We start from the raw sequence: 20,716 nt of genomic DNA, 5'->3' as shown, positions 1-20,716 counted from the left end.
ACTTTCGTGGCTTGACGGGCGGTGTGTACAAGGCCCGGGAACGTATTCACCGCTGCCTGCTGATCAGCGATTACTAGCGATTCCAACTTCATGCAGTCGAGTTGCAGACTGCAATCCGAACTGAGACCGGTTTTTTGAGATTACCTCCACCTCGCGGTATCGGAACCCTTTGTACCGGCCATTGTAGCACGTGTGTAGCCCCAGGCGTAAGGGCCATGAGGACTTGACATCATCCCCACCTTCCTCCGGTTTATCACCGGCAGTCCCCTTAGAGAGCTCAGCATTACCTGATAGCAACTAAGGGCAAGGGTTGCGCTCGTTGCGGGACTTAACCCAACATCTCACGACACGAGCTGACGACAGCCATGCAGCACCTGTGCAGCGGCCCCGAAGGGAAGGTGTGTTTCCACACCCGTCCACTGCATGTCAAGCCTGGGTAAGGTTCTTCGCGTTGCGTCGAATTAAACCACATGCTCCACCGCTTGTGCGGGCCCCCGTCAATTCCTTTGAGTTTCAACCTTGCGGCCGTACTCCCCAGGCGGATCACTTAATGCGTTAGCTGCGGCACTGGAGGGGTCGATGCCTCCAACACCTAGTGATCACCGTTTACGGCTAGGACTACCGGGGTATCTAATCCCGTTTGCTCCCCTAGCTTTCGCGCCTCAGCGTCAGTATTGGGCCAGATGAGCGCTTTCGCCACCGGTGTTCCTCCTGATATCTACGCATTTCACCGCTACACCAGGAATTCCCTCATCCTCTCCCATACTCGAGCTGAGCAGTTTGGAATGCCGGTCCCCGGGTGAGCCGGGGCATTTCACATTCCACTTACTCAACCGCCTACACGCCCTTTACGCCCAGTGATTCCGAACAACGCTTGCTCCCCCCGTGTTACCGCGGCTGCTGGCACGGAGTTAGCCGGAGCTTATTCGTCGGGTACCGTCAAACGACCAGATTGTTCACCTGATCGCATTTCTTCCCCAACAAAAGGAGTTTACAACCCAAGGGCCTTCATCCTCCACGCGGCGTCGCTTGGTCAGGGTTTCCCCCATTGCCAAAGCCTCTCGACTGCTGCCTCCCGTAGGAGTCTGGGCCGTATCTCAGTCCCAGTGTGGCTGACCATCCTCTCAGACCAGCTACCCATCGTCGCCTTGGTAGGCCATTACCCCACCAACTAGCTAATGGGACGCGAGACCATCTTCAGCCGGTAGCTTGCAAGCAGAGGCCACCTTTGACCTCAGGGCCATGCGACCCCGTGGTCTCATGCGGTATTAGCACCCCGTTGGGAGTGTTATCCCCCTGCTGAAGGCAGGTTTCTCACGTGTTACTCACCCGTTCGCCACTCTACTCAGGGATTGCTCCCCTTTCGCGTTCGACTTGCATGCCTAATCCACGCCGCCAGCGTTCGTTCTGAGCCAGGATCAAACTCTCCGTGGTAAAAACCGGAGATCACGCGCGCGAGCCGAAGCTCACCCGCGTGGATCTAATTGCAAGGTAAAACCCCACAAGCACCCAGCATCGGGCACTCGCGGGAGCCTCGCCGGACTCTCTCAAGTCACGTGCGCTATTCAGTTTTCAAAGAGCGCAGAATAAGCGCCCCTTCCTGGCGGAAGAGGCGACCGGGGAATCTAGCCGTCGATTGGTAGGAAGTCAAAGACTTCTTGAGGTGGGCCGGATTCCGTTGCCAACGCAATATATGCGCCACCCCCCACCCTGTCAACCCCCCAGGATTTCAGACCACAAATCGGTGGGAACAAGGAGCTTAAAGACCCTCTTTGCTGCCGGTCGATTTGGCCCGGGATCCTGACCCCTTGAAGATGCCGTCGGGGACATAGCGTTTCATCTTTCTTCCCACGCGGAGGACGTGCTCGACCCGCCCGTCCACGGTGGCTTCCCACGAGGCGATCCGAGATCCGTCCACGTCCACGGCGCCCTGTTCGACCAGTCGCCGGGCCGCACTCCTCGATGGCGCGATACCGCTCGCCACCGTCAGGTCGACGATGCTGAGGCGATCCGAGGTCCCCTGACCCGTTCCGAAGACTTCGAGGTCTTCCGGAGTTTCCTTGCGACTGAACTGCTTCTCGAAATCCAGGCGGCCGCGAGCCGCCGCTTCGGCTCCGTGATACAGAGTCACGATGCGCTCGGCCAGGCGCTTCTTCATTTCCATGGGATGCGTGCTTGGATCAGCGAGCTCCTGCTCGATCTCCTGGAGCTCCAGTCGATCGAGCCCGGAGACCAATCGCCAGTAAAGCCCCATCACCCCGTCCGGCAGGCTCATGATCTTCCCGAACATGTCCGCTGGAGCATCGGTGACTCCGACATAGTTGCGCAGGCTCTTGCTCATCCTCTGGACCCCGTCGAGTCCCGGGAGAACGGGGAGCGTCATGATGATCTGCGGTGCCTGGCCGTTGACGCGCTGCAGCTCGCGCCCAACCAGCAGATTGAACTTCTGCTCGGTCGCGCCGAGCTCGACATCGGCACGAATCGCCACCGAGTCGTAACCCTGCATGATCGGATAGAGGAGCTCGTGGAGGGAGATCGGCTGCTCGGCCTGGAAGCGCTTGCCGAAGTCGTCGCGCTCGAGCAGTTGAGACACCGTGAATTTGCTCGAGAGCTCGAGGATCTCCATGAAGCCCATGCCATCGAACCACTCACCGTTCCGGTGGACTTCGACCGCTCGCCGGGGCGGTGCGGGGTCCCTTTCGAGCACGCGGTAGAACTGGTCGAGGTATGTCGAGGCATTGGCCTCGATGTCTTCACGCAACAGCTGTGGTCGCGTTTTGCTACGTCCGCTCGGGTCTCCCACCATCCCCGTGCAGTCACCTACGATGAGCACCACCTGGTGGCCGAGGTCCTGGAACTGCCTCAACTTCCGGAGTCCGACGGTATGCCCGAGATGGATGTCCGGCGCGGTGGGGTCGAATCCTTGCTTCACCCGCAGGGGCCGGGCCTCACGCTCGGCTTCGCGCAGCCTTTCGAGCAACGCTCCCTCGGGCAGCACTTCGTCCACGCCGGCTGAAAGAATCTCGAACTGTTGTTCTGCTTTCATCATGCTCAAGCGCTCCGACGGCGCGGTCGATGCACAATGCAAGTCGACGAACGCGCGCGCATTGTAAGAAGGCCCTCCGCACCGGGCAACTCTCGCGCGGCACAAGGGAAATCGCGCTTGACCCTCTTCCACGAAGCCGCCTAGCCTCCGACCGTGAACCAATCCACGACTGAGCCTCCAGAGTTCCAGGAGCAAGCCGTCATGGCGGCCAAGCGGTTCCCATGGAAGCTGTTCTTCTCCGTGGTCGTCATCGCCGTCTTCGGCTCCGCCGGGGTGGTCTTCGGCGTCGTCCAGTGGCTCCGCAAGGACATGGTGTCCCCGCAGTCGCTGACCGCCATCCAGCCACCCGTGAAGACACTCGTCTTCGACGCGCGAGGGCGGGTCCTTCACGAGTTCTACAAGGAGAACCGCTCTCCGGTCCCCCTGAAGCAGATCCCTCGGCACCTGGTGAACGCCACGATCGCCACCGAGGACCGAAGCTTCTACCAGCACTGGGGTGTAGATCTCTGGGGCGTCGCCCGCGCGGCCGTCACGGACATCCTCCACATGCGTCGCGCGCAGGGAGGCAGCACGATCACGCAGCAGCTTGCCCGCAACGTGCTCGGCACCCACGAGCGCACCTGGAGCCGCAAGCTGCGCGAGACCGTGTTCGCCATCGAGCTCGAGCGCAACTACACCAAGGACCAGATCCTCGAGCTCTACTTCAATCAGATCTACTTCGGTGAGGGAGCCTATGGCGTCGAGACGGCCGCCAAGACCTACTTCGGGAAGGCCCTGCGCGAGCTGACCCTCCCGGAAGCCGCCTTGCTGGCCGGGATTCCCGCGAACCCCAGCCTGTATTCACCGCGCCGCCGTCCTGCGGCCGCGCGGGCACGCCGCGCCAAGGTGCTGCGCAACATGCTGGCGACGCGCGCCATCACGCAGGTGGAATTCGACAACGCGATGGCCCAGCCGCTCGGCGTCACTCCGATGCGCTACAGCAACGACCGCGCGCCCTACTTCGTGGAGATGGTCCGGCTGCACCTGGACGAGAAGTACGGCTCGAGCGCGGTCTACGAAGGCGGACTCCGCGTGTACACGACGCTGGACATGGATCTCCAGTCGATCGCGGATCGAGCGGTGGAGAAGCAGTTGTCCTCGCTCGAGGCGCGGCTCAAGCCCAAGGCGACACTGGCAAAGTATGTCCCGCTGGAAAGCGACAGTGCTCGCGCCGGCCAGAAGACGCCTTATCTGCAAGGCGCGCTGGCGGCGATCGACCCTCGGACGGGCTACGTTCGCGCACTGGTCGGCGGCCGCGAGTGGAATCACAGCAACTTCAATCGGGCGACGCAGGCGCGGAGGCAGCCCGGATCGGCGTTCAAGCCGTTCGTGTACGTCGCGGCCATGGACAACGGCTTCCGGCCCACCGACATCATCGTCGACGAGCCGGTGAGCTTCCCTGGCGGGAATGGAGAGCTCTATCAGCCGGGGAACTACGACCGGCAGTTTCGAGGTCCCGTCACACTGCGCTATGCGCTGCAGCAATCCATCAACATTCCGGCCATCAAGCTGCTGCGCAAAGTGGGGACCTCCCTGGTGGGAAGCTACGCGCGCCGCATGGGCATTCGCAGCCCGATCGGCCAGAACCTGTCGCTCGCGCTGGGCAGCAGCGAGGTGACCCTGCTCGAGCTGACCAGCGCCTATGGCGTGTTCGCCAATCGGGGGATCCGCAACGATCCGCTGTTCGTGCTGAAGGTCGAAGACAAGAACGGAACCATCCTCGAGAAGAGCTCTCCCCGACCGATCGAAGTGCTCTCCGAAGAGACCGCGTCGGTGATGACGTCGATGCTCCAGAGCGTAATGGATCACGGGACCGGTTATCCCTCTCGTGCGATGGGGTTCCTGAACCCGGCGGCGGGAAAGACGGGAACGATGGACGAATACATGGACGCCTGGTTCGTGGGCTATACACCCAACCTGGTGTGCGGCGTGTGGGTGGGCTACGACGAGAAGAAGCCCATCGGTCCGTCGATGACCGGCGCCGCAGCGGCGCTCCCCGCCTGGACGGATTTCATGGTCGGTGCGGTGCGCGGGCGCCCGGTCGAGGACTTCCCCATGCCCGCAGGCTCGACCTCGCGTGAGATCTGCGCGGAAACGGGAATGCTGGCGACGGCGAACTGCCCCGGCGTGACCACCGAGATCTTCAACGAGGGGGCGGAGCCCACAGAGGCTTGCTCCTCACACCCCGGGCCGCTGCTCAAGCCAACCGGACCAGGAATGCCTCCGCAGAATCCTGGCCGCATCGAGGACCACGACACCGAGCGTCAGCGTCCGGCTCCGGTCAGCGCCGCCGGCACGCACTGAGCTCAGTCGATCACGTCCAGCACGCGAGGCAGCGGAGAGGCTGGACGCTCGTCGATGTGGACGCACGCCGCCAGCCGCGCCGCCACGTCACGGTCCTCTCGTGCGAGATGCAGGACCGCGAGCGGGGCCCCCGCCTGGATCTCATCCCCGACGTGGACGAGGAAGAGATAGCCGACGCTCGGATCGATCTCCTGCTCCTTGGAGCGTCGTCCAGCGCCGATCGAAACCGCCAGCTCCCCCAGTCCGTAGGTGTCGATGCTCGAGATCACGCCGCTCCGCGGCGCCGGCACGTCTCCAGTCCACGGCGCTTGCGGAAGCCCGTCCTTGCGCTCGAATGAGCGCGCGTCCCCGTCTTGCGCTTCCACCATCGCCACGAACGTCTTCCAGGCCGCTCCCGAGTCGAGCGCGTTCGTCAGACGCGCGCGGGCGGCGTGCAGCGCGGACTCGGCCCGGCAGGCCAGCAGCATGCGCGCGCCCAGATCCAGCGTGAGGTCGCGTACTTCCGCAGGGCCTTTCCCCTGGAGCAGCTCGACGGCCTCGCGCACTTCGAGCGCGTTGCCGACGGCGATTCCAAGAGGCTGATTCATGTCGGTGAGCAGCGCGGAAGATGCCAGGCCCATCGAACGGGTGGATTGGACCAGACGTTCGGCCAGGCGCCGCGCATCGTCGAGGTTCCGCATGAAGGCTCCGTTGCCGCACTTCACGTCGTAGACGAGAGCCTGTGCTCCTTCCGCCACTTTCTTGCTCACGATGCTCGAAGTGATGAAAGGCTGGAACTCCACGGTGCTCGTCACGTCGCGCATGGCATAGAAGAGACCATCGCCGGGAGCCAGCTCGGGCCCCTGGCCGACGATCACCACGCCGATCTTGTCGAGCTGCCGTTCCATCTCCTGCGGCGAGAGCCGGCTGCGAAAGCCTGGGATGGCCTCGAGCTTGTCGATCGTTCCGCCGGTGTGCCCGAGTCCACGCCCCGCCACCATCGGAACGAGCACGCCACATGCGGCCACCAAGGGAGCCAGCACCAGCGACACCTTGTCGCCAACGCCGCCGGTCGAGTGCTTGTCGGCCGAAGGTTTCCCCAGCGCGCTCCAATCGAAACGTCGTCCAGAAGCGACGAGCGCCTCGGTCAGGGCCTGAGTCTCGCGCTCATCGAGCCCGTTGAGGAAAGCCGCCATGAGCCAGGCCGAGAGCTGGTAGTCGGCCACCTCCCCCGCGACACACGCGGCGACGAAGGCGCGCAACGCCTCCGGCTGATGCGCACGGTGGTCACGCTTCTCTCGGATGAAGGCCCGTGCGTCCACGTCAGGCAATCCTCGCCTCTTTCAGGATCATGACTCCCGCCGACGTGCCGAGTCGCGTGGCGCCGGCTGTGAGCATGGCCAAAGCCTGTTCCAGGGTTCGTATGCCGCCCGAGGCTTTGACGCCGAACTTCGGGCCCACGGTCTCGCGTAGCAATCGCACGCCATCGACCGTCGCTCCTGGGCCGAATCCTGTCGAGGTCTTCACGAAAGTCGCCCCGGCCGCCATGGCCGTCCGAGCGGCTTCGACCATCCGGCCAGGATCCAGCCTTCCGGTCTCGAGAATGGCTTTGACCGATGCCGGGAATGCCGCGCGCACGACCTCCTCGAGGTCCTCGCGAGCCTGGTCGAGGTTTCCTGCCTGGAGTGCGGAGAGGAGCATGACGACGTCCACTTCGCTCGCCCCCTGCTCCACCGCGCGACGGACTTCGAGCGCTTTGACCTCCGTGAGATGCGCGCCGAGCGGGAAACCTGCGACCGAGCAGACACGAACCGCGGAGCCGCGAAGGCGCCTGGCGCAGCGTGCGACCCACACGGGGTTCACACAAACCGCGGCAAATCCCCAGGCCACGCCTTCATCACAGAGTCGATCGACGTCTTCGGCGACCGCAAGAGGATCGAGCATCGTGTGATCGATGCGACCCGCGATCTCGGCCGCTGGATGGACGTCCGAGTTCACCGCGCTCGAGACTTGGGGAGCCGAAAGGCGTGAGGAAGGAGCTGACCCAGCGAACGGCTCGTGCGCCGGCCCGCCGCATCTCGCCAGATGACCCTGAGCTCCGGAGCGAATTCGGCGAGCGTCTGGCGGCAAGCGCCGCATGGCGACGCCGATCGGCGCGGCGGGCCTGCCACGGCGAGGGCGGTGAACGTTCGGGCGCCTTCGCTGACAGCCTTCCACAGCGCCACGCGCTCGGCGCACACCGTGAGTCCGTACGAGGCGTTCTCGACGTTGACGCCGACGAAGACCCGGCCATCCTCCGCCAGCAACGCAGCGCCCACGGCAAAGCCCGAATACGGCGCATGGGCGCGACGCCGGGCGCGGTCGGCTTCGGCCATCAGGCGGCCGGCGTCGGACTTCATCCGTGACGAGCGGCGATCACGGCTTCGGCGCGCAGGCGGAAGTGCTCGGCGGCTCTTCGGGTCCATTCCTCGCTCTCTCCGACCAGCGACATCAGCTTGACCGGTCGTCCATCACGAACGTAGATGCGGGTCACGCGTTTTCCAATCGTGCACATGATCTCGTACGGGAGCGTCTCGCTTCCCTTCGCCACCTCGTCGAGCGAAAGCGTCTGGCGACCTTGTTCCCCGAAGAGCACGACTTCGTCTCCGACCTTCGCACCCTCGGCGTCGGTGAGATCGACCATCGTCAGATCCATGGTCACTCGACCGAGAATGGCGACGCGGCGCTCGCCCACCAGCATGTGACCGCGATTGGAGAGCAGCCATGAGTATCCGTGCCCGTAACCCACGGCCACCACCCCGGTGCGCGTGGGGCGACGGGTCGTGAAGGATCGCCCATAGCTGATGCTGGCTCCTGCCGGCAGCTCCCGGATCTGGACCAGGCGGCTCTTGAAGGCCATGACCGGCTTGAGCTCGATCGCGATGTCGCAACGAGGAGGCCTCTGCCCGTACGCGATCAACCCGATCCGCACCCAGTCGAAGCGGGAAGTCGGCAGGTTCACGACGCCCGCGCTGTTCGCCGCGTGGATTCGCGGAGGTCGTATCCCGTGCTCGGCCAAGCGCGCGATCAGGCGCTGAAAGCGATCGATTTGCCCCTGCGAGAATCCGAGATCCTCGCCGTCGGCATCCGGGAAGTGGGTGAAGAGGCTGGCGAGCCGAAGCCCCGGCATCGCGACGAGACGCTGCAGAAACGGCTCGGCATCCTCTTCCCTCACGCCGGTCCTGCCCATTCCGGTGTCCACCTCGACGTGGCACCGCAGCGGACGCGAGGCTTCCTGCGACGCTCGCGAAAGCGCCGCGGCGAACTCGAGATCGTGCACGGTGGGGTCGAGCTCGTGAGCGACGGCTTCGTCGATCTCGGTCGAGAGCAGAGGCGAGAGCACGACGATCGGAAGACTCACGCCCGCCTGTCGCAGCTGAATCCCTTCGTGGAGCGTGGCGACGCCCAGCAGCGCCACCCCTTCGCTCTCGGCGGCCGCCGCGATCTCGACGGCTCCGTGGCCGTAAGCATCGGCCTTCACGACCAGCAGGATGCCACGGCCCTCGCCGATCCTCTCGCGGACGGAGCGCAGGTTGAGCGCGAAGCGGTCGAGGTCCACCTCGACCCAGGTCGAGACCGGCATCGGCACGGCGCTTCCTCCGCGAAGATCGACGGCGCGGCGCGAGATCGTTCCCACGCAACTCGCGGCGCCGCGCGGCGTAGAATAGCCGCGCGCTGGAGCCGGCTGCAATCGATGCCGGCGCGGCTGCGCGTGGGAGGAACCGATGGACATGAGTCAATGGCTGGCGATTGGCGCCGGCGTGGCATTGTCGGCGGCTTGTGGTCTGCGCGCGTTCCTGCCGCTCCTGGTGCTCGGTCTGGCGTCGCGCAACGGACTCGTGGGTCTCTCTCCGAATGTCGCCTGGCTCACCAGCGATGCGGCGCTGATCGCGCTCGGCGTCGCCACGGTCCTCGAGCTGGCAGCCGACAAGATCCCGGTGCTCGATCACGGGCTCGACGCCATCGGGCTGGTGCTGCGGCCGGCGGCGGCGTGGCTCGCGACCTACGCCTTGCTCATCCACTGGCCTACCCCCTGGGGCCAGATCGTCGCGCTCGCGCTGGCGTTGATCGCGCTCGCGATCCAGGGCGCCAAGGCCAAGGTGCGCCTGGGGTCCACCGCGCTCACGCTGGGCACGGCGAACCCGCTGGTGTCGATCGTCGAGGATGTGATCGCCCTCGGCATGGCCGCGGCGGCACTGGTGGTCCCACTGCTGGCGCTCGCGGCGGCGGTGCTGCTCGCGATCGTCCTCGGCCGCAGGAAGCGCGTTCAGGCGACCTGAGCGCCATCACCTTTGCGCCCATCGCGGAGCGGGCTATTCTCAGCCGATGGATGAAGCACGCGAGCAGAAAGCCTTCGCCGATCTCATTGCTGTTTGCCGGCGTCTGCGCGCACCCGACGGCTGTCCCTGGGATCGCGAGCAGACCCTCGAGAGCATGACGCCGTACTTGCTCGAAGAGGCCGCCGAATCCGGCCAGGCCATCGCGGACGGCGACCGTGACGACATCGCCGAAGAGCTCGGAGATCACGTCTTCCTCGGCATCTTCTGTCTCGAACTCCTGCGCGAGCGCGCCGGCATCGGCATTGCCGAATCCCTCGAGCGGGCCGCGGACAAGCTGATCCGCCGCCACCCTCACGTCTATGGTGACGCGCGTGTGGACGACGGTGACGCGGCCTACCATCAGTGGCAGCAGATCAAGCAGCGCGAGCAGGGTTCGGGCTCGCTCCTCGGCAACCAGCCACCCGGCCTGGCGGCGCTGGTGGCGGCGTATCGCACGCAGGAAAAGGCCGGCGCCGTCGGGTTCGACTGGCCCGAGATATCGGGCCCCAAAGCCAAGGTCCAGGAGGAAATGTTCGAGGTGGAGCGCGCCATGAGCAGCCAGGATTCGGCGGCCACCGCGCGCGAGATCGGCGATCTGCTGTTCGCGGTCGTCAATCTGTCGCGTCACCTGGGCGTCGACCCGGAGCGTGAGCTGCGAGCCGCCACGCGGCGCTTCCGCGATCGTTTTCACCACATCGAGCGCCGGCTCGCAGAGCAGGGGCGTTCCTTCAAGGGCACCTCGCTCACGGAGCTCGACGAGCTGTGGGAAGAAGCCAAGACACGCTCTCCCGGGGATACCTCATGAGCACATCGACGTCTCGCGAAGCCGCTCTGTTCCTCCAGCTGGTGCTGGGTCTTCAGCAGACCGGCATGGTGGCGCTCGGCAAGCTGATGAACCCGATCACTCGTTCGCTCGACAAGAACCTGGATGCCGCACGAGACACGATCGACACCCTAGCGGCGATCGAGGCGCGGACTCGAGGGCAGCTCGAGCCGGACGAGCAGCGCGTGCTCCAGCAGGCGATCACCGACCTGCGTCTCAATTACGTGGACGAGCTGAAGAAGGCGGGAAGGTCGGAGTAGCTTCCGCTCACACGGCCTGGAGGACCGCGCACTTGAGGTAGTGCGTCTCGGCGACCGCCAGCAGCCGTGGATGGTCTAACGCTTCGCCACGCCAATCCAGCACGCGGAAAGGCCGTCGTGCGGCGCGGGCGGCCTCACGGAGCACCTGCTCGAACAGCGGATCCTCGAGCTGATGGCTGCACGAGCAGGTGATCAGCACGTCCCCTTCATTGAGCATCGCCATCGCCGCACGGTTCAGCTCGCGGTACGCGCGGGCGCCCGCGGCGATGTGACTACGCGACTTGATGAGCGCCGGAGGATCGAGGATCACGAGGCCAAAACGCTCGCCTTGCCGCTCGAGCGACCGCACCGTATCGAACACGTCTCCCTCGACAAAGGAGACGCGGTCGGCGAGCTGGTTGCGCTCGGCATTCCGGCGCGCGGCTGCCAGCGCAGGCGCCGAGGAGTCCACGGCGAGCACCTCTTCGGCTCCCCCGCGCGCGGCATGGAGCGCCCATTCGCCCTGGTAGCAGAAGAGGTCGAGAACTCGCCTTCCCGCGGCATGGGATTCGGCGAGCCGCCGGTTCTCCCGCTGATCGAGGAACAGACCGGTCTTCTGCCCGTGCAGAAGGTCGACTTCGACCCGGAATCCGCCAAGGGAGATCTCGGCGTGCTCGGGCACATCTCCCCACCAGAGTCCGCGCTCCAAGGGAAGGCCTTCCAGCTTGCGCAGCGGTGAATCGGCGATCCGCACGACTCCGCGCGGCGAAAGCACGCGCTCGATGGCCTGACGCACGAGATCGGATCGAGCCTCCATTCCCAGCGTCAGCACCTGCACGGCAAGCCACTCCCCGTAGCGGTCGATCACGAGCCCGGGGAGCTGATCGGATTCGCTGTGCACAAGGCGCAGCGCCTCGGCGTCGGGAACGACGGCGCGTCGGTACTGGAGCGCACGCTCCAGCCGCTTCACGAAGAAATCGAGGTCGATCTCGTCACGACCGCGAGTGAGCAGGCGCGCGCAGATGAGGCTTCGGCGGTTGTAGTACGCACGCCCGAGGAACGCCCCGCGGGAGTCGTACACCTCGACCAGGCCGCCGTCCTCGGCGCCCTCGACGCCGGCCACCTCGTTGCTGAAGATCCAAGGGTGGCCGCCGCGCACGCGACGATCCTGGTTCTTCTTGAGCGCCAGGCGCGGGAGCGGCGCCATGGCCGTCAAGCGCGGGCTTCGAGCGTTCTCGAAGCGCCGGTGGGACGCTTCAGTCCGAGGCTGAGACCGATCAGGCGATAGACCAGCCGCGCGGCCAGGAAATCCGACGCCACCTGGCCCGGCAAAGGCGCCAGCTCGACAACGTCGAAACCCACGATGCGCTTGCGTTCGGCGACCGCGCGCAGCAGATCCACGAGCTCGTACCAATCGAGGCCACCCGGCTCGGGCGTGCCGGTCGCCGGGACCTGGGATGGATCCAGACCGTCGACATCGATCGTGACGTACACCTGGTCCGTCAGCGTCTCGAGGATCGGCTCCAGGCGTCGCCCGAGCGCCCGGAACTCGCGCGTGCTCCACATCGGCGCCGGGTGAGCTTCGAGGTACTCGGCTTCCTCCTCGGACAGCGAGCGAATCCCGACCGATGCCGCCGGGACCAGCTCTCGCACTCGGCGCATCACGCAGGCATGGCTGAAGGGCGAATCGAGGTAGCGGTCCCGCATGTCGGCATGAGCATCGATCTGGAGCACCGACAGACGCTCGACGCTCGTGGCCACCGCCTTCACCGCTCCTGCGGTCAGGCTGTGCTCTCCGCCGAGCATCACCGGCAGCTTCTTCTGGCGAAGGATCCACCCCACTGCTTCCTCGACACGACGCGCCATCGCCTCGGGTCCCTCGGCGGTCGGCTCGAGCTCGGGCAGTGTGTGGATGCCCTGGCGGTAGACGGCGCCGACTTCCTCGTCCCACAGCTCCATGTTGCGCGAGGCGGCCAGGATCGCTCGCGGGCCCAGCCGTGCTCCACCCTGATACGAGGTGGAGAAGTCGTAGGGCGCCGGAAGGATCACGGCGCGGGCACGATCGAGCGCGGCGAAATCGCTCTCGAGGCCGCCGAAGTTCTCGGGGAGTCCCGACGGCCAGGCAGGTGACGTCATGGGCCCCCCTCGAGACGGAACGGGCCCGCCCGACGAGGCGTCGGGGGGCCCGATGAGAGAAGAAGGATCAGACGTGGCGCGAGGCCGCGGGCCGCGCGACGCGCCGGCGATCGGCTCGTACGATCCGGGCCGCGCCGTTGATCTCCTTCGGGAACTCGGTGCCACGGTCGAGCATGTTGGTCTCGACCTTGGTCATCTGGAACGCCTTCTTCAGGTACGTCTCCGCGAGGTCGGCGTCGAACGCCTTGCACGAGAAGATGTCGACGCTGACGAAGTTCTTCTCCGGGAACGTGTGGATGCTGATGTGGCTCTCGGCAATGAGGACGAACCCCGAGATCCCCCAGTCCTCCGGCTTCAACCCACTGTACTTGAACACGTAAGGCGGCATGATCCTCGTCATGCCGATTCGTGCGGGAAGCTCTTCCAGGATTCGGTAGATCAGGTCCAGATCCTCGAGCTTCCGCCGTTCACACCCGTACCCGTCCAACATCAGGTGTGGGCCGAAACCGGTCATTTCGTCAGCCACCTCCACGGAGCCAGCGCTGAGCGCGCCTTCTCCTTTGAGAGACGTAGTGCATGGCGACCTCAGGGCTCTTCTTCATTCTCATTGCCGTCGAAGTCGTCGATATCGTCTTCGTCGTACTCTTCTTCATCGTACTCGTCGAACTCGCCATCACCTTCTTCTTCGTCGTCGCCGAAGTCCTCATCGTCGCCGAGTTCGTCGTCGTCGCCGTAGAAGTCTTCCTCTTCCTCGTCCCCGTATTCTTCCGCTTCATCGTCCGGGAGTCCGGGATCCTCGCCGACCCCTCTCTTCTTCTTCATAGCAACCTCGCGGGCTCCTTCACGCGCTGCGGTCCCCTCGTAACGCGCATTCGGATGCGTTCCGCGCTGGAGAGGTGCGCCGCTTTCCAAAAAGCCTCGGCAGTATACGGAGCGCCCCCTACCCGTCAATAAGAAATCGGCCCGATTTAGCGGGCGCTCCAGGCCCATTTCCAGCAGCGCAGGACGCCCTCGAGCCGCCGCCTCGAGCAGCTCGCGGCGCTCCGCGGACCGGCGCGTGCCAGGGAGCGCCGAGCGTGCCGGCACGCGCGGGCGAGCGCCGTGGGACGCTGCGGGTGAGCGCGGAGGAGAAGCGCTGGCGAGCGCGGAGAGCGTGGTAGCGAGCCGTGGAGACGCACTTGCGGGCGTTCGCCTCGTCGAGGCGGAGTCGCTGGAGGAGGTGCTGCTGGAGGAGGCGCTGCCGGAGGGCTGGCGGGGTTGACGGGACTCGAACCCGCGACCTCCTGCGTGACAGGCAGGCGTTCTAACCAGCTGAACTACAACCCCGCGCCAAGAGCCCGGCACAATAGCCACGGCCTCGGGCCAGTGTCAATGAAACGCGAACTCTGCGCGGCCGGGCGCTTCAGTAGAGGCGCGAGATCGAAGCACCCGGGAAGTAGTGCTCCAGGATCTGCTCGCCGCGTCGTCCCTTCTTCGCCATGCCGAGCGCTCCGGTCTGGCACAAGCCGACGCCGTGTCCCGAGCCGGCGCCGCTCGCCACGACCGCCAGCGCGCGCCGAGTCGAAGGATTTCGGCGCACGTCCACCTTGAAGAGGTTGGAGCGCAGGATGGCGGCGGGGTTCCCGGGACGCCGGATCACCTGCCGCAGGCTGTAGGAGGGGATTCTGACTTCGCCGCGCGTGGTGAGCACCACCAGCCACCACACCCTCCCCGAGCGCGAGCGGGACTGCACCTGGACATCGATCAGCTCTCCCAGCCCGCCCGCCGGAAGACGCACGCCATACGTGGGAGCGAAATTTCTGAGGGTCGACAGGAACTCGGCGGCGCTCCACTCCTCGCGCCAGCGATAGTGACGAGACTCCGAGCAGTAATCCGTGCTTCCGTCGCGGTCGCGATGGCTGACCAGGTAGGGCCGGGGCGGCTCGGGCCAGGCCTCCCAGACATCCGTGGAGATGCCGCCACACGTCGAGCTGTAGTTCGCCCGGATCGGTGTCCCCCGGAAGAGGGCCACTTGTCCGGCCGTGCTCTCGACGCACCGAGTCGCGAGCGGCCTCTCGCTCTCGACCGATCCGTAGACCTGGTCCTCGACCGTCGCGAAGAGGTCGAATCCCTCCACGCCGCGCCGTCCGAGGTAGTAGAGAGAGAAGCTGCGAGCCGCGATCGTCTGGGCACGGCCCGCCTCGAGCAGATCCTCCGCCAGAGGACCGATCTCGGCAGGGATCACTCCCAGCAGGTACGTCTCCAGCGGGAGCCGCGTCGCGAGCGTCAGCTTCTTGCGCGGGTTCACGAAGACGCGCATCTCCCCTCGCCACGTCTTGCCGTCCCAGCGGACGAGACCTCGGCCCAGGGATTCCCCTTCGGCCGCCATGGTGAGGGTGTCCGCCGGCCATATCGTGTACTGCCGGGTGCCGTTCGGTCCGTGGACCCGCGCCACGGCGCCCTGCTTCGTCACCCGCAACGAAAGCCGCTCGTGCGGGTCCATCGTCCCGCTGGCCGGACCGCCGAGGCGAGCGGTCCCCACCGGGGCCAGGGTGAGCGTGTCGACGTCCCAGATGAGGCCGATGGTGAACCACGTTCGTGACGCCCCTCGAGGCTCGGGGGTCGGCGTGGGGCTCGGCGACGGAACAGGCGGCGGGCTGGCCGGCGGCTGACGAGGGACCGGCGGAGGCGCCGGCGGCGGTGCGGGCGCGCACGACACCGCCCAGGCGGCCAGCGCGAGCACCGCGAGGAACCGTCTCATGCCCCAGGCGTCAGGTGGCCGAGCACGACCGGGTGCGACGCGCCGGTGGCGGAGGGGACATTGCCGGGAGCGCCGCACAGCGTCTGGTGGGCGAGGAACGCGAAGGCGAGCGCCTCCTTGGCGCCCGCATCGACGCCCAGCGACTCGATCGAAGAGAGCCGAACGGGCCTCAGGCGGTCCGCCAGCGCGCGCATCAGGGTCTCGTTCCGCACGCCTCCCCCGCTGGCATAGAGGGCATCGACGCCGCGCGGCGCCAGGAAGTCGCGAACCGCGCGAGCCACGGACTCCGCCGTCAGCGCCACCGCCGTCGCGAGCAGGTCGTCGTCGGAAAGCTGGAGCGCCTTGCCTCGGGCGCGCATCGCCGCGGCGTACGTCGCGCCAAAGCGCTCCCGGCCGGTCGACCGTGGAGGCGGTTGCGCGAAGAACGGGTCGTCGAGCAGCTCTTCGAGGAGCTCTTCCGACACACGACCGCGCTTCGCCCGGCGTCCCCCTTCGTCGAAGGTGTCGCCGGCCGAGATCATCGAAACCAGCCCGTCGAGCAGCGCGTTGCCGGGACCGGTGTCGAAGCCGATCAGATCGTCGACGTCGCCGCCTCGAGGCAGGTACGTCACATTCGCCATGCCTCCGAGATTGAGCAGCACGCGGGATTCCTGAGCCGAGCGGAACAGCCACCAATCCACGCGAGGCACGAGCGGCGCGCCTTCACCACCGGCGGCGGTGTCGCGCGAGCGAAAGTCCGAGACGACCGCGATCCCGGTGCGTTCGGCCAGTACCGCCGCCGAGCCAAGCTGGAGGGTGAGCGCCTGCCCGGCACCTTCGGAGCGAGGCACGTGGCGCACCGTCTGGCCGTGCATCCCGATCGCGTCCACGTCGCGCGGCGAGCAGCCGCGGCCCGCCAGGAGCTCGAGGACGGCGGCCGCGTAGCACTCGCCCAGCGCGTGGTCGAGCCGCACGAGCCGCTCCGGCGCCAGGGTCGAAGCCGACGCGACGTGCAGGATTTCCCGGCGCAGCGCCGGATCGAGCGGACTCTCGATCGAGCCCTCCATCTCGTGCGTGCTCTCGAGATCGACGCCACGGAATCTCACCAGCGCGGCGTCGACGGCATCGGCAGACGTGCCGGTCATCAGCCCGACGATGCGGTGCTCCGGGCGCTCGCGGTAGCCGCGCAGCGCGCGCCAGGGATCCGTCAGGGTGTGCGAGCTCACTTCTCCGCTCCCGCCAGCAAGCCCGAGAGGATGCGGCGCTGGAACGCGACGAAGACGGCCAGCACTGGAAGCGACGCCACCGTCGAGCCCGCCATCAGGAACCCCCAATCCACGCTGTGCTCGGTCTGGGAGAGCAGCGCCAGCCCCACCGGCAGCGTCCGCAGCCGGTCCGAGTCCACGAAGATGAGCGGGAACAGAAAGGAATTCCAGTTGGTCAGGAAGGACTGGATGGCGACCACCGCCAGCACCGGCTGGAGCAGCGGCAGTACGACGCGACGGAAGACCGTCCAGTCCGAGGCGCCGTCCACGCGCGCGGCCTCTTCCAGCTCGAGCGGCACGCCGGTGACGAACTGCCGCACCAGGAAGACGCTGAATGCGTCGACCGCGAAGGGCAGGATCAGGGCCGCGTAAGTGTCGAGGAGCTGCAGGCGCGCCAGCACGAGATAGAGCGGAATCATCAGCACCTGCTTGGGCAGCATCAGCGTGGCCACGATGCCGAGGGTCCAGAACTTCTCCCCCGGCACCCGGCGGCGCGCCAGCACGTAACCCACCAGAGCGGCGGTGGCGACGTTCGAGGCCACCACGACCGCGGCCACGAGCCCGCTGTTGAGGAGGTAGCGATTGACCGCGGCGATGCTGAACAGCGCTTGGTAGTGGCGAAGGTCCCAGGGACCGGAGAAGGCGCTGGCGAGCGTCGCGTCGGCGGACCGTGACAGCGAGACGCCCATCATCCAGGCGAACGGGAACAGCATCGTGGCGAGCAGCGGCGAGAGCCAGATCCAGCGCCAGGCAGAGCGCTCGGCGCTCATCGCGCGGGCTCCGTGGCGGGTCTCACCAGTCGCGTCTGGATCCAGGCGATCGCCAGGGTCACGATGAACAACAGGTACGCGATGGCGCTCGCGTAGCCGAGGTCGAACCGGTAGAACGCCTGCTCGTAGAGGTAGTAGACCACCGTGGTCGTGCTGTGCAGAGGGCCTCCGCGCGTCATCACGAACACCTCGGCAAAGATCTGCAGACTGCGCACCGTGTTGACCACCAGCACGAAGAGGAGCGTCGGCTTGAGCATGGGCAGCGTGATGCGGACGAATCGCGCCCAGGTGGAAGCGCCGTCGATCCGCGCCGCCTCGTACAGGTCGCGCGGGATCGCTTCCAGGCCGGCGAGGAATACGATCATGTAGTAGCCGCTCGCGGACCAGACATCCATCGCCATGATGGCCGGAAGGGCGAAGCGCGGATCGAGAAGCCACTCCGGAGCGGGCAGACCGATCGACCGCAGACCGGCGTTGATCGGGCCCCCGGACGCATAGAGTCCCTTGAAGACCAGCGAGAGAACCACGACCGAGACCACGCTCGGGACGAAGAACCCGACACGGAACACCGTGCGCCCCCGAAACGCGGGCTGGACCGCGAGCGCGAGCCCCAGCGCCAGCGCGGTCGTGAAGGGAATCGTTCCGACGACGAAGATCCCCGTGGTCGCGAGCGACGACCAGAACGTCGAGTCGGCCAGCGCGCGTGCGTAGTTGGAGAGTCCGACGAATCGCGCGCCGGCGCGGATCGGCGAATAGTCGGTGAGCGAGGCGTAGAGCGAGAACGCGAAGGGATAGAGTCCGAACAGCGCGAACGTCACGAGCCACGGCGACAAGAAGGCCCAGGCCGTGGCTCGGGAGTGCGTCCTCACCGGGTCGGCTTCGCCAGCAGGTCCGTCAGCCGTCGTTGGGCGTCGCGAACCGACTGCTCGGCCGTCTTGCGATCGTGGAGCGCTTCCTCGACCTCGTCCTCGATCGCCGCCTCGAGGTCGACCCACGCGGGATGATTGGGCGTCGGAACGGCGGTCTCGAACTGGCGGATCATCACCTGTTGCTCGGGATGCTCGCGGTAGAACGCCATCGTGTCGGCGCCGATCACCGCCGGCTGCACGCTCTGCGCGGACTGCGCCAGCGCCAGCGCGTTCTCGGGCGTCACGAGGAAACGGGCGAGCTGGAGGGCCATGGCCTTGTGCTTCGACGAGTTGAAGCTGACCAGCAGCTCGCCTCCGGCGAACGATGCGTGCGTGCCGCGCTCCTGGCTCGGGCGAGGCACGAGGGCGACGCCGTAGCGAAGGCCCGGCGCTTCCTTGGGAATCGAGCGGCAGAGCCACGCGCCCGAGATCTGGAGACCGAGCGTTCCCGATTTGAAGGCGCGATCGAGGACGTCCTGGCGCTCCATCATGCCGACCTTGCGAAGCGAGAGGTAGAACTCGAGCGCTTCACGATTTTCCGGAGAATCGAAGATCCCTCGCTTCAGGTCGTCGGTGAGGATGTGCCCGCCGTTTCCCCACGCGAACGGCATGAACTTCTTGAACAGCACGTAGCGCTCTCCGGCCTGGACACCATAGCCGCGAACCGCGCCGCCGAGCTTGTGCACCGCCTCGGCCGCGGCGTAGAGCTCGGCCCACGTCTCGGGCGGGCGCAGCGAGTCGAGTCCGGCTCGCGCCAGCAGCGTCTTGTTGTAGAAGAGCGCGCGCGTGCCGAGCACCCACGGCAGGCCGTAGACCGCGTCGCCGATCGAGCACAGCTCCCACCCGCGCAGACTGGATCGCAGATCCGCCACACCCGCGCTCCAGTCGGTGAGCTGGCCCGCCGCCAGCATGCGGGGCATCCACGTGGAGCCCATCTCGCAGAGGTCGGGCGCCTTGCCCGCGGCCATCGCGGCGGTGATCTTCTCGAGTCCGCTCTGCCAGGTGAGCTGCTCCATGCGCACTTTGACTCCCGGGTGCTCCTTTTCGAAGCGATCGAGCAGCGGCTGCACCACCTCCACCGGCCAGAATTGCCAGAACACGATTTCCTGGCCCGGTGGCGCGCACGCCAGCGTGAGCCCGATGGCCGCGAAGAGGACGTAGCTGAGCGGTCGACGCGCCCGGCTCATCGCGCCGCTCCGCCGGCCGGCCGCGCTTCGAGTGCCGCGCGCACGAAACCGCCGGCCTCGGCGAGACGTTGCTCGGCCTCGGCGCGGGTGCAACCGAGCTTCAGCATCACGATCGCGGTCTTCACGCTCTTCCCTCCCGCGGCAATGGCCTCGGCCGCCGTGTCGTAGTCCACCCCGGTCACGGTCATCACGGTGCGACGGCTGCGCTCCACCAGTTTCTGGCTGGTGGCCATCAGGTCCACCATCATGTTCTCGTACACCTTCCCCATGCGGACGAACGCCGCGGTCGTGATCATGTTGAGCACGAGCTTCTGCGCGGTGCCGGCCTTCATTCGGGTCGAGCCCATCACCACTTCGGGACCGACCTCGGGACAGATCGCGACGTCGACGTCGATCTTGAACTCGCTGCGCGGCGTGCAGGTGACGTAGGCGGTGCGCGCTCCGAGCGCGCGCGCTTTGGCCAGCGCCGCCACGACGAACGGCGTGCGCCGGCTCGCGGCCAGGCCGATCACCGTGTCCTTGGGGCCGACGCGATGCTGGGCCATGGCTTCCTCGCCCTCCGCGGTGCGGTCCTCGGCGCCTTCGACCGCGCGCACGAGGGCGCCATGGCCGCCGGCCATCACGCCCTGGACCATCTCGGGAGCGGATCCGAAGGTGGGCGGACACTCGGACGAATCGAGCACCCCGAGCCGCCCGCTGGTGCCTGCGCCCACGTAGATCAGCCGCCCTCCCTCACGGAAGCTGGCGACGACGAGCTCGACGGCCTTGGCGATGTAGGGAAGCTCCCGGGCGACCGCTCCGGGCACGCCATGGTCCTCGGCGGAGATGCGCTGCAGGATGCCGGTGACATCGAGCGTGTCGAGATCGAGCGTGCGCGGATTGCGCTGCTCGGTGGCGAGGCGGGCGAATTCGTCGAAGCGGGCGCGATCGTCCATGCGTCGGG

At 66.6% G+C, this 20,716-nt stretch carries 19 protein-coding genes, 1 tRNA gene and 1 rRNA gene; 4 read left to right on the top strand and 17 right to left on the bottom strand.

All coding sequences use genetic code 11. The features are described from left to right. A 16S ribosomal RNA gene (locus tag VFQ05_16395) occupies positions 1–1,434 on the bottom strand; the annotation flags it as partial. Positions 1,435–1,759: 325 nt separating this feature from the next. Then, positions 1,760–3,049, bottom strand: a complete 1,290-nt coding sequence (gene tyrS / locus VFQ05_16390; protein HET9328347.1) for a tyrosine--tRNA ligase — start codon at positions 3,047–3,049, stop codon at positions 1,760–1,762. A gap of 198 nt (positions 3,050–3,247) precedes the next feature. Between tyrS and VFQ05_16385 the strand changes: the two genes are divergently transcribed. Continuing rightward, entirely contained in the window at positions 3,248–5,389 is a 2,142-nt protein-coding gene (locus tag VFQ05_16385) for a PBP1A family penicillin-binding protein (GenBank protein ID HET9328346.1), read from the top strand. 2 nt (positions 5,390–5,391) lie between these two features. Here the strand turns inward: VFQ05_16385 and VFQ05_16380 are convergent, their stop codons facing one another. From VFQ05_16380 to alr, 4 genes are read right to left on the bottom strand one after another with little or no spacing between them, the layout of a single operon-like run. Then, positions 5,392–6,690, bottom strand: coding sequence for a thymidine phosphorylase (locus tag VFQ05_16380; GenBank protein ID HET9328345.1), 1,299 nt, complete (start codon positions 6,688–6,690; stop codon positions 5,392–5,394). Position 6,691: 1 nt separating this feature from the next. Continuing rightward, on the bottom strand, positions 6,692–7,366 hold the full coding sequence (gene deoC / locus VFQ05_16375) for a deoxyribose-phosphate aldolase (GenBank protein HET9328344.1): 675 nt from the start codon (positions 7,364–7,366) through the stop codon (positions 6,692–6,694). Next, positions 7,363–7,767, bottom strand: a complete 405-nt coding sequence (locus tag VFQ05_16370; GenBank protein ID HET9328343.1) for a cytidine deaminase — start codon at positions 7,765–7,767, stop codon at positions 7,363–7,365. Before VFQ05_16370 ends, deoC begins: the two co-directional genes overlap by 4 nt. Then, the gene (gene alr, locus VFQ05_16365) at positions 7,764–9,044 is read right to left on the bottom strand and encodes an alanine racemase (protein HET9328342.1); all 1,281 of its coding nucleotides are present in this window, start codon (positions 9,042–9,044) and stop codon (positions 7,764–7,766) included. The genes VFQ05_16370 and alr overlap by 4 nt, the downstream gene beginning before the upstream one ends. A 94-nt stretch (positions 9,045–9,138) precedes the next feature. On the opposite strand from alr, the gene VFQ05_16360 reads away from it, so the two are divergent. The 3 genes from VFQ05_16360 to VFQ05_16350 are packed head-to-tail and all read left to right on the top strand — an operon-like array spanning position 9,139 to position 10,809. Beyond that, positions 9,139–9,687 carry a DUF4126 domain-containing protein gene (locus VFQ05_16360; protein ID HET9328341.1) on the top strand — a complete coding sequence of 183 codons (549 nt, stop codon included), beginning with the start codon at positions 9,139–9,141 and terminating at the stop codon, positions 9,685–9,687. A gap of 46 nt (positions 9,688–9,733) precedes the next feature. Further along, a complete protein-coding gene (gene mazG / locus VFQ05_16355; protein HET9328340.1) occupies positions 9,734–10,531 on the top strand; it encodes a nucleoside triphosphate pyrophosphohydrolase in 798 nt (265 codons plus the stop codon). Beyond that, positions 10,528–10,809 (top strand): DUF1844 domain-containing protein, encoded by a 282-nt coding sequence (locus VFQ05_16350; GenBank protein HET9328339.1) that lies wholly within the window; start codon positions 10,528–10,530, stop codon positions 10,807–10,809. The genes mazG and VFQ05_16350 overlap by 4 nt, the downstream gene beginning before the upstream one ends. 7 nt (positions 10,810–10,816) lie before the next feature. On the opposite strand, the gene VFQ05_16345 is transcribed toward VFQ05_16350, so the two are convergent. From VFQ05_16345 to murQ, 11 genes are all read right to left on the bottom strand, one after another. Continuing rightward, entirely contained in the window at positions 10,817–11,995 is a 1,179-nt protein-coding gene (locus VFQ05_16345) for a class I SAM-dependent rRNA methyltransferase (protein HET9328338.1), read from the bottom strand. Positions 11,996–12,000: 5 nt separating this feature from the next. Beyond that, positions 12,001–12,924: an agmatinase gene (speB, locus tag VFQ05_16340; protein HET9328337.1), complete on the bottom strand. Its 924-nt coding sequence runs from the start codon at positions 12,922–12,924 to the stop codon at positions 12,001–12,003. A 67-nt stretch (positions 12,925–12,991) separates the two neighbouring features. Then, entirely contained in the window at positions 12,992–13,438 is a 447-nt protein-coding gene (speD, locus tag VFQ05_16335) for an adenosylmethionine decarboxylase (protein HET9328336.1), read from the bottom strand. Between the two features lie 71 nt (positions 13,439–13,509). Then, complete coding sequence (locus VFQ05_16330; GenBank protein HET9328335.1) at positions 13,510–13,746, bottom strand: hypothetical protein; 237 nt, start codon at positions 13,744–13,746, stop codon at positions 13,510–13,512. Positions 13,747–14,173: 427 nt separating this feature from the next. Then, positions 14,174–14,250 (bottom strand) — tRNA-Asp (locus tag VFQ05_16325). A 76-nt stretch (positions 14,251–14,326) separates the two neighbouring features. Continuing rightward, a complete protein-coding gene (locus VFQ05_16320; protein HET9328334.1) occupies positions 14,327–15,664 on the bottom strand; it encodes a SpoIID/LytB domain-containing protein in 1,338 nt (445 codons plus the stop codon). Next, complete coding sequence (locus VFQ05_16315; GenBank protein HET9328333.1) at positions 15,661–16,869, bottom strand: anhydro-N-acetylmuramic acid kinase; 1,209 nt, start codon at positions 16,867–16,869, stop codon at positions 15,661–15,663. The genes VFQ05_16320 and VFQ05_16315 overlap by 4 nt, the downstream gene beginning before the upstream one ends. Further along, positions 16,866–17,678 (bottom strand): carbohydrate ABC transporter permease, encoded by an 813-nt coding sequence (locus VFQ05_16310; GenBank protein HET9328332.1) that lies wholly within the window; start codon positions 17,676–17,678, stop codon positions 16,866–16,868. Before VFQ05_16310 ends, VFQ05_16315 begins: the two co-directional genes overlap by 4 nt. Then, entirely contained in the window at positions 17,675–18,547 is an 873-nt protein-coding gene (locus VFQ05_16305) for a sugar ABC transporter permease (protein ID HET9328331.1), read from the bottom strand. Before VFQ05_16305 ends, VFQ05_16310 begins: the two co-directional genes overlap by 4 nt. After that, the gene (locus VFQ05_16300) at positions 18,544–19,773 is read right to left on the bottom strand and encodes an extracellular solute-binding protein (GenBank protein HET9328330.1); all 1,230 of its coding nucleotides are present in this window, start codon (positions 19,771–19,773) and stop codon (positions 18,544–18,546) included. Before VFQ05_16300 ends, VFQ05_16305 begins: the two co-directional genes overlap by 4 nt. Further along, a complete protein-coding gene (gene murQ, locus VFQ05_16295; protein HET9328329.1) occupies positions 19,770–20,708 on the bottom strand; it encodes an N-acetylmuramic acid 6-phosphate etherase in 939 nt (312 codons plus the stop codon). The genes VFQ05_16300 and murQ overlap by 4 nt, the downstream gene beginning before the upstream one ends. Between the last annotated feature and the right edge of the window lie 8 nt (positions 20,709–20,716).

This window comes from Candidatus Eisenbacteria bacterium, assembly GCA_035712145.1.
GTDB lineage: Bacteria > Eisenbacteria > RBG-16-71-46 > RBG-16-71-46 > RBG-16-71-46 > DASTBI01.
Note: the sequence above shows the minus strand (reverse complement) of the source record. Positions and strands in the feature narration are given on the sequence as shown.

Coding starts and splice junctions, on each gene's coding strand:
- VFQ05_16320 (HET9328334.1), bottom strand. CDS start 15,664: ATGAGACGGTTCCTCGCGGTGCTCGCGCTGGCCGCCTGGGCGGTGTCG.
- VFQ05_16350 (HET9328339.1), top strand. CDS start 10,528: ATGAGCACATCGACGTCTCGCGAAGCCGCTCTGTTCCTCCAGCTGGTG.
- speD (HET9328336.1), bottom strand. CDS start 13,438: ATGACCGGTTTCGGCCCACACCTGATGTTGGACGGGTACGGGTGTGAA.
- VFQ05_16345 (HET9328338.1), bottom strand. CDS start 11,995: ATGGCGCCGCTCCCGCGCCTGGCGCTCAAGAAGAACCAGGATCGTCGC.
- VFQ05_16310 (HET9328332.1), bottom strand. CDS start 17,678: ATGAGCGCCGAGCGCTCTGCCTGGCGCTGGATCTGGCTCTCGCCGCTG.
- VFQ05_16370 (HET9328343.1), bottom strand. CDS start 7,767: ATGAAGTCCGACGCCGGCCGCCTGATGGCCGAAGCCGACCGCGCCCGG.
- VFQ05_16360 (HET9328341.1), top strand. CDS start 9,139: ATGAGTCAATGGCTGGCGATTGGCGCCGGCGTGGCATTGTCGGCGGCT.
- VFQ05_16330 (HET9328335.1), bottom strand. CDS start 13,746: ATGAAGAAGAAGAGAGGGGTCGGCGAGGATCCCGGACTCCCGGACGAT.
- VFQ05_16385 (HET9328346.1), top strand. CDS start 3,248: ATGGCGGCCAAGCGGTTCCCATGGAAGCTGTTCTTCTCCGTGGTCGTC.
- tyrS (HET9328347.1), bottom strand. CDS start 3,049: ATGATGAAAGCAGAACAACAGTTCGAGATTCTTTCAGCCGGCGTGGAC.
- VFQ05_16300 (HET9328330.1), bottom strand. CDS start 19,773: ATGAGCCGGGCGCGTCGACCGCTCAGCTACGTCCTCTTCGCGGCCATC.
- mazG (HET9328340.1), top strand. CDS start 9,734: ATGGATGAAGCACGCGAGCAGAAAGCCTTCGCCGATCTCATTGCTGTT.
- murQ (HET9328329.1), bottom strand. CDS start 20,708: ATGGACGATCGCGCCCGCTTCGACGAATTCGCCCGCCTCGCCACCGAG.
- speB (HET9328337.1), bottom strand. CDS start 12,924: ATGACGTCACCTGCCTGGCCGTCGGGACTCCCCGAGAACTTCGGCGGC.